The organism is Duganella aceris (genome assembly GCF_011090165.1).
GTDB lineage: Bacteria > Pseudomonadota > Gammaproteobacteria > Burkholderiales > Burkholderiaceae_D > Rugamonas > Rugamonas aceris.
On the sequence record NZ_JAADJT010000010.1, the window covers coordinates 252105 to 268496 of the forward strand.

Sequence of the window (16392 nt, forward strand, 5' to 3'; positions counted from 1 at the left end):
ACGGCATCTGATGCAGAATAACCGGGCTTTTTCACCCGCCAAGGATGCCCCATGAAGCCAGTTATCGCGTTGAGCGTCGCGCTCGCGTTCGCCGTTCCAGCCGTCCAAGCCCAGGCCCAAGCCCCGGCCGATCCCATTTCCAAGCTGGTCGGCCAGCTCGATCTGGAAAAGTACAAGGCCACCATCAAGAGCCTGACCCGCTTCGGCGACCGCCGCCAGGGCACGGAACGCAACCGCCAGGCGCTCGACTGGATCGAGGCGCAACTCAAATCCTACGGCTGCGGCAACACCGAACGGCTGCAATACCAGTTCACCCAGCCCGCGCCCGGCGATCCGGCGCCGAAGCGCGCGCCCGGCATCCCGAGCGGCGGCGCCGGCGGTCCGGCGGGCCAGGGCGGCAGCACGCTGTTCGGCAACCGCATCCCGACCGGCGTCAACACCGATCCGCTGCGCCAGCCCGACGAACGCCTGCGCGCTCTCAACGCCGAGCAAACCCCGGTCGGCACCTCGCTGCGCGAAAACGTCTACTGCACCAAGGTCGGCACCACGCATCCGGAGGAAATGTACATCGTCAGCGCCCACATGGACGGCATCGGCTTCGGCGAGGCCGCCAACGACGACGGCTCCGGCACCGCGCTGGTGATGGAGCTGGCGCGCATCTTCAGCATGCCGGGCGTGGAGACAGGCCGCTCGATCCGCTTCGTCCTGTGGAACAACGAGGAGACCGGCTTGAACGGCGCCGCCGCCTACGTCAACCAGCGCAAGGATTTGCAGGGCGTCGAATCGCCCAAGGGCTCCGGCAAGTATCCGGAACCGAAGTGGCTGGGCATGATCCAGCACGACATGATGATGTTCGACCACGGCATGCCGTTCCAGAAGATCGACGGCTACGGCAAGCCGGTGGTCGACGACAAGGGCCAGCCGGTGTTCGTGGCGCCGCCGGAGCAGCGCCTTGAGGCCGACGTCAACATCGAATACCAGTCGACGTCGAAACAGGCCGAGGGTGCGGCCAAGCTGGCGTGGGCCTTCCGCGCCGCCAACGACAAGTATGCGACCAACTATCCGGCCGCCGTCGGCTTCCACATGACCAACACCGATTCGACGCCGTTCATGGACCTGGTGCCGTCGATTTCGCTGCGCGAGAACGAGCGCGGACAGCAGATCGGCGCCGGCTGGAATCCGAACTGGCACCAGCCGACCGACAACTACGCCAACTATTCCGACAAGGACTTCCTGCTGGGCCTGAACGCGGCCCAGACCACCCTGGCCGGCGTGGCGCAGCTGGCCGGCGTCAAGATCGTGAAGTAATGGCGTCACCGTCGCTCGGCGCGGAGCAGATCGCGGCCAAGCTGGCGCAGGCGGTCGCGCTGCACCAGCGCGGCGAACTGTCGCAAGCGGCCGTGCTGTACATGGAGATCGTCCGCGCCGATGCGGCGCACTTCGACGCGCTGCATCTGCTGGGCGTCTATGCGCTGCAAGTAGGCGACCTGCCGAGCGCGCACAACTTCGTCACGCGCGCGCTGGAGATCGACCCGCACCACGTCCAGGCGCATGTGCACCTGTCGGCGATCCTGCAGGAGCGCGGGCAGATCAAGGAGGCGCTGGCCGCCGTCGAACGTGCGCTGGAGCTCGATCCCGATTCGGTCCAGGCCCTGAGCAATTGCGCCGGGCTGCTGTCGGCGCGGCTCAAGCGCTCCGCGCAGGCGCTGCCCTTGCTGGAGCGCGCGCTGCTGCTGGACCCCGGCCACGCCGAGGCCTGGAACAACATGGGCTACGCGCTGATCGACCTGCGGCGCTACGACGAAGCGCTGCCCTGCCTGGCGCGCGCGCTGCAGCTCAAGCCTGTCCACGCGCTGGCCCTGTACAACCAGGGCAACGCGCTGCAACTGCTGAACCGTACCGATGAAGCGATGCGCAGCTACGACGCCGCGCTGGCGCTGACGCCGCAGATGGTCGACGCGCAGTTCGGCCAGGCCGCCTGCCGCCTGCTGGCCGGCGACCTGCAACGCGGCTTCGCGCAATACGAATGGCGCTGGCGCAAGCCCGGCTACCAGGGCGTGCAGGAGGCGCTGGCGCAGCCCTTGTGGCTGGGCGAGACGCCGTTGCGCGGCAAGACCCTGCTGGTCCATCGCGAGCAGGGCCTGGGCGACACGCTGCACATGTGCCGCTATGCGCGGCTGCTGGCGGCGCAGGGCGCGCGTGTGATCCTGCGCGTTCAAGCGCCGCTCAAGGCGCTGTTGTCCGGCGTGGCCGGCGTCCACCGCGTGATCGACGACACCGAAGCGTTGCCCGCCTTCGACCTGCACATCCCGCTGTTGAGTTTACCGCTGGCGCTGGGCACGCGGCTCGACACCATCCCGGCCGAAGTCCCGTATCTGGCGGCGGACCCGGCGCGTTGCGCGGCGTGGCGGGAGAGACTCGGGCCGGGGTCGCGGCCGCGCGTCGGCCTGGCCTGGGCCGGCAATCCCAAACACGAGAACGACGCGGCGCGCTCGATTCCGCTGACGCGCTTCCAGCGCCTGCTGACGCCGGAGTTTGAATTCATCGCGCTGCAACGCGACCTGGGCGCGGTCGACGGCCTGCTGCTGCAACAGCTGCCGGCGCTGCGCGGATTTGCCGGCCAACAGACGGATTTCGCCGAGACGGCCGCGCTGGTGGCGCAGCTGGATCTGGTGATCTGCGTCGACACGGCGATCGCCCACCTGGCTGGCGCGATGGGCAAGCCGGTCTGGCTGCTGCTGCCGTTCGCGCCCGACTGGCGCTGGATGCTGGAGCGCGACGACAGCCCGTGGTATCCGTCGATGCGCCTGTTCCGCCAGCGCCGCGAAGGCGACTGGGACGAGGTGCTGGAGCGCGTCGCGGCGGCGCTGCCCGATTTCACCGGCGTGTAGTCACAGGTGCGGCGCCAGCGCCTCCAGCACGATGTCGTGCAGGCGCTGCGCCGGCGCGCTGGGTTCTTCGGCGCCACGATGCAGGCGCAGGCCGATCTCCGGCAGCGGCGGCAATCCGGGCGCGTCCAGCACCCGCAACGACGGCGGCAGCGCGAGCGCGGTGCGCACGGTCACGCCCAGCCCCGCCGCCACCGCCGCCCACACGCCGCCCAGGCTCGGGCTGGAAAACACGATGCGCCAGGCGATGCCGGCGCGGTCCAGCGCGGCGATGGCGGCGGCCCGCATCATGCACGGCGCGTCCATCATCACCAGCGCCTGCGGCTCGTCGGCGTGGCCGGCGGCCGGCGGCAGCGGCGGCAGGCCGTCCGCCGCGCCGATCCAGCGCAGCGGCAGGCGCGCCACCGCCCGCCCATGCTGCGCTTGGTGCGCTTGGGGCGCGGCGTCGAAGTATTCCCAGGCCAGCGCCAGGTCCAGCCGGCCGCCGGCCAGCTGCGCCATCAATTCCGCGTTGCGCACCACCTGCGCTTCGATGCGCAATCTGGGATGGTCGCGCGTGAAGCGGCCCAGCACCTCGGTCAGGATACGTTCGCCGAAATCCTCCTGCATCCCCAGCCGCACGCTGCCGGCCAGCTCGGCGCCGCGCACCGCCGTCGCCGCCTCGTCGTTCAGCTCCAGCAGGCGGCGCGCGTAACCCAGCAGCGCCTCGCCCGCCGACGTGGTCACCATGCCGCGCCCCTCCTTGCGCAGCACCGGCATGCCCAGCTGGTCCTCCAGCTTCTTCAGCTGCGCGCTGACGGCGGAGGTGGAGCGCCCCAGCCGGTCCGCCGCCTTGGCGAAGCTGCCCATGTCGACCCCGGTGACGAAGGTGCGCAGCACGTCGAGGTCAAAGGTCAGTCGCCGCATCATCGTCCCGCTTTATCGAATGGTTCATCAAAATATTCCTGATTTTCAGAACCAAGATAGGCGCGTATCGTGGGCCTGTCAACCGAAAAAAAGGAAGCCCATCATGCCCTACAGCCGTATCTCTCTCTTGAAAGGCAAGTCGCCCGAGTACCTGCGCGCGCTGGCCGACACCCTGCACCAGACCATGGTCGAAAGCTTCCACGTGCCGGAAAAGGATCGCTTCCAGCTGATCCACCAGCACGAGCCGCATGAGCTGATCTTCGACCGCGACTACGAAGGAGGTCCGCGCTCGGACGACTTCGTGCTGATCGCGATCACCACCGGCAAGCCGCGCAGCACCGAGGTCAAGCTGGCCTTCTATGCGCGGCTGGCGCAGCGCCTGGCCGCGTCGCCGGGGCTGCGGCCGGAGGACCTGATGGTGGTGGTCACCACCGCGCTGGGCGACGAGTGGTCGATGAGCGGCGGCAGACCGGTGCCCGGCCTGTTGCAGGCGATGACATCATGATCGCGATGCAGTACAGCTTCGTGCTGCCGGCCGATTACGACATGGCCATCGTCCGCGAGCGCATCGCGGTCAAGGGCAAGCTGCTCGATGCGCTGCCCGGGCTGGCGTTCAAGGCCTACCTGCACGCGGAGCGCGGCGAGGCGGCGGAAAACCTGTACGCGCCCTTCTACCTGTGGCACCACGCCGAGGCCATGCACGACTTCCTCAACGGCCCGGGCTTCGCCGGCGTGGCGCAGGCCTTCGGCTGGCCGGCGGTGCATACCTGGACGCCGTGGCACGCCAGCGTCGGCGCCGAGGTGCGGCAGGCGCGCCATGCCAGCCGCAGCGTCGCGGCGATCGCGCCGTACAGCGATCTGGCGCTGCTGCGTTCACGCGAAGAGCAATGGGCGGCCGATGCGCTCAGGCGCGGCGCGCTGGCGGTGGTGGTCGGCTTCGAGCCGGTGACGTGGTCGATCGTCCGCCTGTGCCTGTGGCGCGACGCGCCCGCCGATCCGCCGCGGCCCGGCGAACAGCGCTACCGCGTCGGCCATGTGTCGGCGCCGTGAAACCGGGGTCAGTTCCGGCAACGTGCCATTTACGGAATTAATTCCGTAAATGGCACGTTGCCGGAACTGACCCCGGTTTAGCCGCGCAGCAGCATCAGCGCTTGGCGCGGCGCGGCGTTGGCCTGCGCGATGATGGAGACGCCGGCCTGTTGCAGGATGCGGCTGCGGGTCAGCTGCGCGGTCTCGACGGCGTAGTCGGTGTCGACGATGCGCGAGCGCGCCGCCGACAGATTGTTGGCCGTGTTCTCGGCGTTGCCGGCGGCGGCCGTCAGCCGGTTGCCGGTCGCGCCCAGCAGCGAGCGCACCTTGCTCACTTCCTCGATCTTGGCGTCGAGGTAGTCCAGCGCCTCGCTGGCGCCGCTGAAGGTCGACAGATCCAGCGCGGGCTCGCCCGGCGTGTACACCGATTGCAGCCGCAGCTCCGCCGGCCCGAGCTCCACCGACGCCACCTTGCCCGCGCTTAGTCCCGCCGCCGCCGGATTGACGCCGCCGATGCGCATCGTGTGCGCGCCCGGCCGCGCCGCTTCGTTCACCGTCACCGCCCCCTTGTGCGCGCCCAGCGAAAATCCCAGCGAATCGACCGAGCCGGCCAGCGCCTCGCTGAAGTTGATGTCGCGGCCGTCCGCCGTGCTCAAGGTCAGCGTGCCGCCGGCGGCGCTGGCGCTCACGCCGCTGGTGCCCACCGTGGCGCCGATCGCGGCGGCGGCGCTGGCGGCGCGCTGCGCCGCCGTGACGCCGGTGATCGGCCCGACATCGACGCCATTGACCGAGAACGCGGCGGAGGGCAACGCGCCGGACGCGCCCACCGCGCCCTCCAGCGTGGTCGCGGCGCTGGCGGAAACGCCGGTGACATTGGCGGCGTTGATCGCCGCCGCCACCGCGAACGCGCTGCCCGCGCTTTGTCCCGGCAGCGCGCCGGCCGACGACGCTCCCACCACCGCGTTGTTGATCACCACATCGCCGTACTTGATCGCGCCCTGCACCGCCGTCCCGACGGCGGTGGACTGCTGCGGCGCGACGTTGACCATGGCCAGCGCATAACCCTCCTGCATCAGCGCGCGCGGAATGTTCAGCTGTATCGTCTGGCCGGCGTCGGCGCCCACCTGCAACTGCTGCGCGTAGCCGCCGTCGAGCAGCTTGATGTTGTTGAAGCGCGCGCCGTCGACGATGTTGGTATTCGACTTGACCAGCGCGTCGGCCTCCAGCTGGATCGCGGCGCGGTCGATCTGGCTGTTGCTGTCGTTGGCCGCCTGCACCGCCAGCTCGCGCATGCGCTGGAAGTTGGCGTGCAGCTGCCCGGCCGCGCCGTCGGCCACCTGCAACAGCGAGATGCCGTCGTTGATATTCTGGTTCGCCCGCCGCAGGCCGTTGATCCCGGCCGTCATGCGCGCGCCGATGGCCTGCCCCGCCGCGTCGTCGCGGGCGGAATTGATGCGCGCGCCGCTGGCCAGCCGTTGCAGACTGACGGCCATGTCCTCGCCCGAGCGCGCGGTGCTGCGCTGGGCGTTCAATGAGGACAGGTTGGTGTTGATCTGCATGCGGCTGCCGGCGACGCAACCACGGAATGCGGTTGATCGTTAATTAACGGCGGAACGGGACCGAACTTGAGTTGGCGCCGCTCAGCCGGGCAGCGTCTCGATGCGCTCGCGCGCCAGCGCCAGCTGGGCGACGTCCAGCCGCGCGGCGGCGTTCTTCAGATAGCGCGCGGCGGCGGCGAAACCGCCGCGCTCCGCCATCGCCAGCCAGATCCAGGCCTGCGCGGCGTCCGCGCGCACGCCCTGGCCGAACAGGCACATCAAGCCGAGGTTGAACTGCGCGCGCGCATGGCCCTGCCGCGCCGCCTGCAGATACCAGTGGTGCGCCCGGGCGTAATCCTGCGGCAGGCCCTGGCCGTTATCGTAACGCAGGCCCAGCGCGAACTGCGCCTGGGTGTGGCCCTGCTCCGCCGCCTTGGCGTACCAGCCGTTGGCCTGGATCGAATCGGGCTGCGGCCCGTCGTCGTGGTCGAACAGCAGGCCAAGGCTGTACTGGGCCGCCGCATAATCCTGCTCGGCGGCGCGGAGGTACCAGGTCATCGCCTTGCGATAATCCTGCGGCACGCCGCCGCCGGTTTCGTAGCGCAGTCCGAGGTCGAACTGGGCGCGCAAATGCCCCTGGTCGGCCGCCTTGCGGTACCAGAAGATCGCTTCCTGCGGATCCTTCGCCACGCCGTGGCCGGCGTCGTACAGCAGGCCCAGATGGTATTGCGCGCCGGGGAAGCCCTGCTCCGCCGCCTTGCGATACCACGACTGCGCCTGCGCGTAATCCTGCTCGACGCCCTGGCCGTGATCGTAGCGCAGGCCCAGGTTGTTCTGCGCCCCCGCGTGGCCCTGCTCGGCCGCCTTGCGGTACCAGTCCAGCGCCTTCTGCTCGTCGCGCGGCACGCCCTGGCCGTTGTCGTAGATCAGGCCCAGGTTGAACTGCGAGCTGGCGTGGTCCTGCTCCGCCGCGCGGCGATACCACAGGATGGCCTTCTGGCTGTCCTGTGCGATGCCGTCGCCCTTGTCGAAGCGCAGCGCCAGGTTGAACTGCGCCGGCGCGTAGCCCTGGTCGGCCGCCTTGCGGTACCACGACATCGCCTGGCCCACGTCCTGCGGCACGCCCTGGCCGTTGTCGTAGCGTAGGCCGAGGTTGAATTGCGCGCGCGGGTAGCCCTGTTCGGCCGCCTTGCGATACCAGGCGATCGCCTGCTTGAAGTCCTGCGGCACGCCCTTGCCGGTGTCGTACATCATGCCGAGATTGTTCTGCGCGCCGGCGTCGCCCTGGTCGGCGGCCTTGCTGAACCACAGCATGGCCTTCTGCGTGTCGGCCTCCAGGCCCTGGCCCTTGGCGTACAGCCAGCCCAGGTTGTACTGCGCGGCGGCGTAGCCCTGCTCGGCCGCCAGCTGATACCACGCGGCGGCTTCCTGGTAATTCTGCTCGACGCCCTGGCCCTTCTGGTACATCACGCCCAGGTTGTACTGCGCGTGTTCCAGTCCGGATTGCGCGGCCTGGCGATACCACACCACCGCCAGCTCGTAGCTCTGCGCCACGCCCTGGCCGTTGAAGTACATGAAGCCCAGGCTATGCTGGGCATTGGCGACGCCGCGTTCGGCCAGTCCCTTGACGCGCAAGAATTCGGCGGTATAGGTGCTGCCGTTGTTCGCATCGGCTTCGGTGGGACCGTATTTCGTCATGCTGACTTCAAGCTTGTATCGCGATCATCGCAGGTTGGATATCGGCCAGCGGCATCGCGTGCCGGTGGTCGCCGGACGACGTCGACTGGTTGTTCTGGTCTTGCAGCACGTCGATGAAACTGGCCAGGGAGATCGGGCGGTGGTACAGGTAGCCCTGCATGGTGGTGCAGCCGTTGGCCTGCAGGTAGCGCGCCTGCACGTCGGTCTCGACGCCTTCCGCCACCAGGTGCAGGCCGAGCCCGCGCGCGATCGAGATGATCGCCAGGATCACCGGATAGTGGCCGTTCTCGTCGTGGATCTCCTTGACGAAGGACTGGTCGATCTTGATGGTGTGGATCGGGAAGCGGTGCAGATACGACAGCGACGAGTAGCCGGTGCCGAAATCGTCGATCGCCACCGACACGCCCAGCTGGCAAAGCTTGTTCAGCTGTTCGATCGCGTACTGCGGATTGCGGATGCAGATGTTCTCGGTGATCTCGACTTCGATCTGCGCCGGCGAAATGCCGTAGCGCGTCAGCGCGCCGCGCATCTTCTCGAAGAAGTCGCCCCGGTCCAGATACTGTGGCGACAGGTTCAGCGACAGGCGGATCGCCTCGCCGCCGTTGGCGTTCCATTGCAGCAGGTCGCGGCACAACGCGCCCAGCATCCAGTCGGAGATCGGCAGCATCAGGCCGTTGTCCTCGGCGAACGGCAGGAACTCGCCGGCCGCCAGCAGGCCGCGCTGCGGATGGTTCCAGCGCATCAGGCCTTCGGCGCCGATGATGCGGCCGGTGGCGACGTCGACCTGCGGCTGGTAGTACATTTCCAGCTCGTTCAGCTCCAGCGCCTTGCGCAGGCTCTGCTCCAGCGCGATCTTCTGGTGCGACACGTCCAGCATCGAGTTGTGATAGAAGCTGTGGCCGTTCTTGCCCAGCGCCTTGACCTGGTACATGGCGATGTCCGCATGCCGCAGCAGCTCGTCGATGGTTTCGCCGTCGGTCGGGTACACCGCGATGCCGATCGAGGCCGAGATGTGCACCTCATGGCCATCGAGGTCGAACGGCTTTTGCAGGCTTTCGAGGAATTTATCGGCGATGGCCTTGGCGTCCTGGCGGTCGCGCAGCTCCGGCAGCACGATGGTGAATTCGTCGCCGCCCTGGCGCGCCAGCGTGTCGCCGCGGCGCAGGCAATCCTTGAGCCGCGACGCCACCTGTTGCAGCAGCTCGTCGCCCTTGACGTGGCCCAGCGTGTCGTTGACCAGCTTGAAGCGATCGAGATCGACGAACATCACCGCCAGCTCGGTCAGCTTGCGCTTGGCCTGGATCACGGCCAGTCCCAGCCGGTCCTTGAACAGCATGCGGTTCGGCAGGTCGGTCAGGATGTCGTGGTAGGCCTGGTAGGAGATCACTTCCTCGGCGCGCTTGCGGTCGGTGATGTCGCGCGCCACGCCGTAGGTGCCGAAGAACTCGTGCTTCTTCACTTCGTGGTCGGGGACGTGCATGCCGATCGCGTTGAGCGAAATCGTCATCAGCGTATTGTTGAAGGTGCGTTCGACACCGCCGCCGGTGTTGCACTTCAGGCGCAGCTCGACGTTGCGCGAGGCGCGTTCGTCGACCCGGCGCTCGTTGAAGGCGTAGCGCGCGCGCTCCTGGTCCTCGTCGTGCACCAGCACCGAGTAGTGGCGGCCGATCAGCTCTTCGCGGCTGAAGCCGAGCAGCTGCTGGACGCGGTCGTTGACGAAGGTGAACTTGCCCTCGTGGTTCAGCGTGTAGATGATGTCCGGCGAGCTGTCCACCAGATAGCGGTACATCTTCTCGGAGTTTTCCAGCTTGGAGGCGATGCGTTCGTTGTCGATGGCCAGGCGGCGCTTTTGCAGCGCGTTCTCCACCGTCTTCAGCAGCTCTTCGCGGCTGTACGGCTTGCGCAGGTAGTCGTAGGCGCCGCGTTTCAGCGCGCCGATCGCCGCCTCGATGCCGACGTCGCCGCTCATCACGATCACGTCGCCGTCGATTTCCCTGGCGTTGATGAAGTCCATGATCTCGTGGCCGCTCATGTCGGGCAGGCGCAGATCGAGCAGGATCAGGTCGAATTTGAGCTTGGTCAGCTGGGCCAACGCCTCACTGCCGCAGGTCGCCGTCACCAGGTGGTAATCGCGGTCGCGCAGCAGTTCGTAGAGCGACGACAGCAAACGCGGTTCGTCGTCCACGAGCAGGATGCGGGGGCAGTTATCAGTGGATAGGACGACGGGGGCGTGGTCGTCGGAACTTGGATCGAGGGCGGCCGTCAGGCCGGCAAGGTTCAGGTTCATCATGGCCTTAAACTGAATCCATCGCCCGCGTGGATACGCCGGCGACTTGGCTGGTGCTGCCACGGGCGGGCAGCAGAATTTCAAAAGTGGTACCCGTTTTTCCGGAACGGCAGGTGATCAGGCCCTGCATTTTCTTGACCAGGCCGTGGACGATGGACAGGCCGAGTCCATGGTTCGGGCCTTCCTTGCCGCTGCGGACCGGCGAGAACAGATTGGCCAGCACCTCGGCCGACAGTCCGGGTCCGCTGTCGCTGACCACCAGCTCCAGGTATAGCTTGCGCTCGCGGTTGACGTGGCCGCGATTGGCGATCTCGATCTTGCCGCCGTCGGCCAGCGCCTCGACCGCGTTCTTGATCAGGTTGACCAGGATCTGCTTCAGCAGGTCGGCGTCGCCGTCGATCTCGGCCGGCTCCTCCTGCATCCGCACCACGATCTGCACCGAGGCCGGCACGAAGTCGGTGGCGCGGAACAGCCGCAGCACGTCGTCGACCACGCGGCCGACGTTGGTCACGCGCGAGCTCTCGGTCGGCTGCAGGTCGGCCAGGCCGTTGATCAGTTGGCCGACGCGGTCGATCTCCTCGTTCAGGATCGACATCTCGCCGACCACCGGCTCGCGCTTGGCCAGCTTGCCGTCCAGGACCGACAGATAGTTCTTGATGATCGACAGCGGGTTGTTCACCTCGTGCACCACGCGCCGCGAGGCTTCGCGGTATTCCTCGGCGACGTGGGCGATCTGGCGCTTGGCGTGACCGCGTTCGCTGATCGCCGTCTCCAGCGCGGCGGCGGCCTGGGTGCCGAACGACTGCAGGAAGCGCTCGCGCTTCTGGAAGCTGGGCATCTGCCACGCCGGCGCGCCGCCGATCAACACCCCCAGGCAGCGCTGGTTGGCCACCAGCGGCAGGCACACCATGCTCTCGGTGCCGATGATGCGGAACAGCTGCTCCTCCGCCACGTTCAACGGGCTGTCGCGGCCGATGTAGGCCAGCTTGCGCTCCAGCGCCGATGCCGCCACCACGCCGCCCTTGGTCAGCGGGATCGCGAATTCGGCCAGGCGCTGCTGATGCTCGCCGGTCGGCGTGCCGTGCAGCGCGTGGCCGGTCGGATTCTCCATCAGCACCACGGCGGTTTCGAAGTCGAACAGGATGCGCGCCGAGCGCGTCATCGCTTCCAGCAGCCCGGTCTCGCCCTGCTGGCGGGCGAAGGTCTGGCCCATCTCCGACACCAGCACCATGTTGCGCACTTCCTCGGACAGGCGCTGCTGCACCGGGTCGACCGGCGGCGGCGGCGCGTAGGCCGACGGCACCGGCACGTCGTCGACGCCGGCCAGCTCGATGCCCAGATAGGCGGCCGATTTCTCCACCTGGCGCGCGGCGTTCTTGACGATCAGTTCCAGCGTGTCGGCGTCGAGGCCGACCAGGTGGCCGGCGTCCGCGATCGCCTGTTGCTGGTCCTCGTGGCAGCACAGCAGGTGCGCCAGGCGCACGATGCGGATCAGCGGATGCGCCGATTCCAGCCGCGCGATCGGCTCGTGGTGATACAGCACGCTGTCGGCCAGGAAGGAATCCAGGTGCCAGCGCTCGATCAGCCAGGCGCCCGCTTCGGTGTGGGTGATTTGCAGCGTGCGCTGCTCGACCGCGCACAGGTCCTCGTCGTCGCGCGCCATGAAGTTGAACGAGTATTCCTTGGGCGCGGTGGCCAGCAGCGCCAGCCGGCCGACGTTGTGCAGCAGGCCGGCCAGGTAGGCCTCCTCGACGTGCGGGTATTCCATCTGCTTGGCGATGTCGCGCGCGATGACGGCGGTGGTCAGCGAGCCTTTCCAGAAGCCGCGCAGGTCGGTGCTGCTCGAATGCGGGAAGCTGTTGAAGGTCTGGAACACGGATTCGCTGATGACCAGCGTCTTGATCATGTCGGTGCCGAGCGACACCAGCGACTGCTCCAGGCCGACCGTGCGCTGGTTGCGGTGATAGGCCGAGCTGTTGGCGACGGTGAGGATTTTGCTGGTCATCGCCGCGTCCTTGGCGATCAGCGCGGCGAGCTCCGGCATGCCGGCGTCGTCGGCCTGCAAGTGTTCAATCAACTTGATCAGTATCTGCGGCATCGCCGGCAGACGGGCAATCAGCAAGCGATTGCGAATATCATGGTCAGATTGTTGTTGCATCGTATCAAGCATTGCCGCTAGGGATGTCGATTAGGGGGTGGCTTTCAACGGCGAAGTACCACCACAGTTAGGTTTCATGCGGCTTCCGGCGGGTTTTGGGCCAAAAGTCGATTGCCTTAAAAAATTATCTTATCATAAAGTCTGATAAGAACTTAACAGCACAGAAGATTTCTCTCTAAACCAATCAAATTTCTTGCCGTTAATAATTACCGGCCTGGATGGCGTAGAAGCATGCTCCGGTAATAGCGCGACGTCAACCACAAAACGAGAGCAGAGGCACTAAACGCCAACTGTCCCGCGGCTAGCCACAGCACCGAGTGTGATAGGAAGGGTGAAATCACCCCCGCCACCAGCGCGCCGAGCAGGGTGACGGCGAACGACTGGCATGAGGCCACGGTGCCGCGAATGTGCGGGAACAAGTCCATGGCCAGCAAGGTGGCGCCGGGCGCGACCAGCGACATGCCGAAGGTGTAGAACGGCATCGCCAGCACCGACCAGGGCAAGGACGGCGGCAGGAAGGCGTGGTAGAGAACGTTAAATATCGACGCCGACAGCAGGAAACAAAAACCGATGCCGATCTGTCGCGAAAATGTCATTTTTCCGGCGATGCGGTTGGCGGCCAGCGCGCCGAGGAAGATCCCGCCCACGGTCGGCACGAACAGCCAGCCGAACTGCGACGGGCCCAGGCCCAGGTGCTGCGGCAGGAACACCGGCGCCGCCGTGATGTAGACGAACAGGCCGGCGAAGTTCAGCGCCACCACCCCGGATTTCAGATGGAACAGCGGCGAGCGCATGATCTCGCCGTAGTTGCGCGCCAGGTAGCGCGGATTGAACGGCTGGCGTTTGTGCGGCGGCAGCGTCTCCGGCAGGCGGCGGTAGCAGTACAGGAACAGCAGCACGCTGTAGGCCAGCAGCGACAGGAAGATGGCGCGCCAGTCGAACAGCGTGACGATCCAGCCGCCCAGGATCGGCGCGATGGCGGGCGCGATCGAGAAGATCATCGTCACCAGCGACAGCAGGCGCGCGGCGGCGGCGTCCTCGTACAGGTCGCGGATGATGGCACGGCCCACCACCACGCCGGCGCCGGCCGACACCCCCTGCATGATGCGGAACACCCACAGGTAGTGCACCGTGTGCGCGGCGGCGCAGCCCAGCGTGCCGATGGCGAACATCACCAGCGAGACCAGGATCACATTGCGGCGGCCGAAGGCGTCCGACAGCGCGCCGTGCCACAGCACCATGCCGGCGAAGGCCAGCATGTAAAAAGTCAGGCTTTGCTGGACTTCCAGCGGCGTCGCGTGCAGCGAGGCCTGGATGTTGGGGAAGGCCGGCAGGTAGGCGTCGATCGAGAACGGGCCGAGCATCGACAGCGCGGCCAGCATGGTCGCCAGCGCGGCGGCGCTCAGCACCTTCATGTGCGACGGCGGCGGCGGCGGAATCTCGGCGACGGGATCCGGGGGCAGATCGGCGGGAGGCGTGGGGAACATCAAACGTTTTCCTTCGAGAGCGCGCTTCCACCCCCAACCGCTGCGCCGCTGCTGGGGTCGGACCCCGTACGGGGTCCGACCCCGCCTGGCCCTGCGGGGTTATGCGGCGCGTACTGCTTAGACTTCTTTAGGCTTGGCGGCTTCGCGGCGGTTGAAGCCCGCCACCATATCGAAACGGAACAAACGGCATTCCAGCGCGCCGTTGAAGAACGGCGTCTTGCGCGATTCCTTCAGGCGCAGCAGCTTCGGCAGGCCCAGGTCGGCGGTGAACAGGAACACCGTCCAGCCGGCGAAGCGCTGCTTCAGCGTGGTGCTCAGCGCCGAGTAGAAGCTGCTCGCCAGTTCGTCTTCCGGCATCGTCGAATCGCCGCGCACGCCGATCCGTTCGCCGTACGGCGGGTTGGTCAGCAGGATGCCCGGCTGCTCGGTCGGCGCCTTCACTTCCTGCGCCTCGATCTGCTTCAGCGGCACCTCGAACATGATGCCGGCGCACTTCAGGTTGTGACGGGTCATGGCCACCATGTCGCCCGAGATGTCGGAACCGAAGATGGTCGGCGACGCCGGCAGCGGATTGGCCTTGATCGAATTCTTCATCTCGTTCCATGGCGCCGGATCGAAATCGTTGAAGGCTTCGAACGCGAAGCGGCGGCGCGCGCCGGGCGGAATGCCCTGCACCATCTGCGCCGCTTCGCACAGGATGGTGCCGGAGCCGCACATCGGATCGAACAGCGGCATGCCCGGCTTCCAGCCGGCCACGCGCAGCAGGCCGGCGGCCAGGTTCTCGCGCAGCGGCGCGTCGCCGGTCTCTTCGCGCCAGCCGCGCTTGAACAGCGCCTCGCCCGAGGTGTCCAGGTAGATGATGAACTGGCGCGCGTCGAGGAAGCCGACGATGCGCATGTCCGGTTCCTTGGTGTCGACCGACGGACGCTTGTCGAACTGGTCGCGGAAGCGGTCGCAGATCGCATCCTTGATCTTCAGCGTGGTGAACTCCAGGCTTTTCAGCGGGGACTTGACGGCGGTGACGTCGACGCGGATGGTGTGGTCGTAGGTGAACCAGTTTTCCCATTCCTGCGCCAGCACCAGGTCGTAGATGTCGTTCTCGTTCTGGTAGCCGGTGACGGCCATGCGCATCAGCACCCGCGACGCGATGCGCGAGTGCAGATTGATGCGGTAGGAATCAATCAGGTCGCCGGAGCAGTGCACGCCGCCGGGGACCTGGTTGTGCACCTTCATGGTGGTGCTCAGTTGGGCGATTTCGCCCAGTTCCTCGGCCAGCGCCGCTTCCATGCCGCGCGGGCATGGGCAAAAATAGGAAGCCATAGGTGTACCTTTTGTCCGTTAAAAAACTCAAATCTTTACCATCTCGTTACTTCTGTAATGCTCTTTCCAGGAAGTCCAGGCGGTCCTGGCCCCAGAAGCTTTCGCCGTCCAGCACATACCACGGCGAGCCGAACACGCTGGCCGCCGTCGCATCTTCCGTATTGCGGTCGTACTCGGCCTGCACGCTGGCCGTCTCCGCCGACTTGATCAGCGCGCGGCCATCGAGCTCGCAGCCGCCGGCGATCAGCGCCAGGGTGTCTTCATCGCCGATATTCCGGTCTTCGGCCCACAGCCCGCGCATGATGGCGCCGGCCAGTTGCAGCGCCGCGTCGACGCCATGCGTCAGGCGCGCCGCCACCACCATCTTGTTCGCCAGCTCGCCGGAGACCGGGAAGAACTTCGGCTGCGGATTCATGGGGATGCCGAGGAACTCCGACCAGCGCGTCAGCTCCGTCAGGCGATACGCCTGGCGCTGCGGCGCGCGCTTGGCCAGCGGCAGGCCGCCGGAGACGCCGAACACCTTGCCCAGGTCGAAAGGCCGCACCTCGATCTGGGCGCCGTTGGCGCGCGCGATCTCGATGAAGCGCTCATGGCCCAGATAGGTCCACGGCGAATGCGAGGCGAAAAAATACTGGCAAACTTTGCTCATGACATTCCAATCAGAAGGGTTTGACGACCACCAGCACCAGGATCGCCAGCAGCATGAATACCGGTACCTCGTTAAACACGCGGAACCACTTGTGGCTGCGCTGGTTGACGCCTTTTTCGAACTTCTTGAGTATCGAGCCGCAAGCGTGGTGATAGCCGATCACCAGCACCACCAGGAAAATCTTCGCGTGCAGCCAACCCGGCATGTGCGCGCCGTACTGCATGTAGACCAGGATCGCCCCGAACACCACCGCGAACACCGACAGCCACAAGGAAAAGCGATACAGCTTGCGCGCCATGGTCAGCAGGCGCTGGGTGGCGACGTCGTTGTTTTCCATCGCCAGGTTGACGAAGATGCGCGGCAGGTAGAACACGCCGGCCATCCAGGCCATGACGAAGAAAATGTGCAGCGCTTTAATCCAGAGCATAGTGA

Annotated in this window: 13 protein-coding genes; 4 read left to right on the forward strand and 9 right to left on the reverse strand. The window is 66.7% G+C overall.

All coding sequences use genetic code 11. The annotated features are described in order from the left end of the window. Positions 1 to 51 precede the first annotated feature (51 nt). A complete protein-coding gene (locus GW587_RS22100) occupies positions 52 to 1308 on the forward strand; it encodes a M28 family peptidase (RefSeq protein ID WP_166106763.1) in 1257 nt (418 codons plus the stop codon). Continuing rightward, positions 1308 to 2891, forward strand: a complete 1584-nt coding sequence (locus GW587_RS22105) for a tetratricopeptide repeat protein (protein WP_166106764.1) — start codon at positions 1308 to 1310, stop codon at positions 2889 to 2891. The genes GW587_RS22100 and GW587_RS22105 overlap by 1 nt, the downstream gene beginning before the upstream one ends. Here the strand turns inward: GW587_RS22105 and GW587_RS22110 are convergent, their stop codons facing one another. Then, positions 2892 to 3794 (reverse strand): LysR substrate-binding domain-containing protein, encoded by a 903-nt coding sequence (locus GW587_RS22110; RefSeq protein ID WP_166106833.1) that lies wholly within the window; start codon positions 3792 to 3794, stop codon positions 2892 to 2894. A gap of 103 nt (positions 3795 to 3897) precedes the next feature. Between GW587_RS22110 and GW587_RS22115 the strand changes: the two genes are divergently transcribed. Then, the gene (locus GW587_RS22115; protein WP_166106765.1) at positions 3898 to 4299 is read left to right on the forward strand and encodes a tautomerase family protein; all 402 of its coding nucleotides are present in this window, start codon (positions 3898 to 3900) and stop codon (positions 4297 to 4299) included. Continuing rightward, positions 4296 to 4844, forward strand: coding sequence for a DUF4865 family protein (locus tag GW587_RS22120; RefSeq protein WP_166106766.1), 549 nt, complete (start codon positions 4296 to 4298; stop codon positions 4842 to 4844). Before GW587_RS22115 ends, GW587_RS22120 begins: the two co-directional genes overlap by 4 nt. A 77-nt stretch (positions 4845 to 4921) precedes the next feature. Here GW587_RS22120 and GW587_RS31785 read toward each other — a convergent pair whose 3' ends face one another. From GW587_RS31785 to GW587_RS22160, 8 genes are all read right to left on the reverse strand, one after another. Continuing rightward, positions 4922 to 6382 carry a flagellin N-terminal helical domain-containing protein gene (locus GW587_RS31785; RefSeq protein WP_166106767.1) on the reverse strand — a complete coding sequence of 487 codons (1461 nt, stop codon included), beginning with the start codon at positions 6380 to 6382 and terminating at the stop codon, positions 4922 to 4924. Positions 6383 to 6463: 81 nt separating this feature from the next. Then, positions 6464 to 8059 (reverse strand): SEL1-like repeat protein, encoded by a 1596-nt coding sequence (locus tag GW587_RS22130; RefSeq protein WP_166106768.1) that lies wholly within the window; start codon positions 8057 to 8059, stop codon positions 6464 to 6466. 7 nt (positions 8060 to 8066) lie between these two features. Further along, positions 8067 to 10349 carry a putative bifunctional diguanylate cyclase/phosphodiesterase gene (locus GW587_RS22135; RefSeq protein WP_166106769.1) on the reverse strand — a complete coding sequence of 761 codons (2283 nt, stop codon included), beginning with the start codon at positions 10347 to 10349 and terminating at the stop codon, positions 8067 to 8069. Between the two features lie 4 nt (positions 10350 to 10353). Further along, positions 10354 to 12444, reverse strand: coding sequence for an HDOD domain-containing protein (locus GW587_RS22140; RefSeq protein ID WP_166106834.1), 2091 nt, complete (start codon positions 12442 to 12444; stop codon positions 10354 to 10356). Positions 12445 to 12710: 266 nt separating this feature from the next. Next, a complete protein-coding gene (locus GW587_RS22145) occupies positions 12711 to 13991 on the reverse strand; it encodes a multidrug effflux MFS transporter (RefSeq protein WP_166106770.1) in 1281 nt (426 codons plus the stop codon). A 117-nt stretch (positions 13992 to 14108) separates the two neighbouring features. After that, positions 14109 to 15311, reverse strand: a complete 1203-nt coding sequence (locus tag GW587_RS22150) for a THUMP domain-containing class I SAM-dependent RNA methyltransferase (protein WP_371875636.1) — start codon at positions 15309 to 15311, stop codon at positions 14109 to 14111. Between the two features lie 46 nt (positions 15312 to 15357). Next, entirely contained in the window at positions 15358 to 15960 is a 603-nt protein-coding gene (locus GW587_RS22155; RefSeq protein ID WP_166106771.1) for a 2-hydroxychromene-2-carboxylate isomerase, read from the reverse strand. 10 nt (positions 15961 to 15970) lie between these two features. Beyond that, the gene (locus GW587_RS22160) at positions 15971 to 16387 is read right to left on the reverse strand and encodes a CopD family protein (RefSeq protein ID WP_166106772.1); all 417 of its coding nucleotides are present in this window, start codon (positions 16385 to 16387) and stop codon (positions 15971 to 15973) included. Positions 16388 to 16392 lie beyond the last annotated feature (5 nt).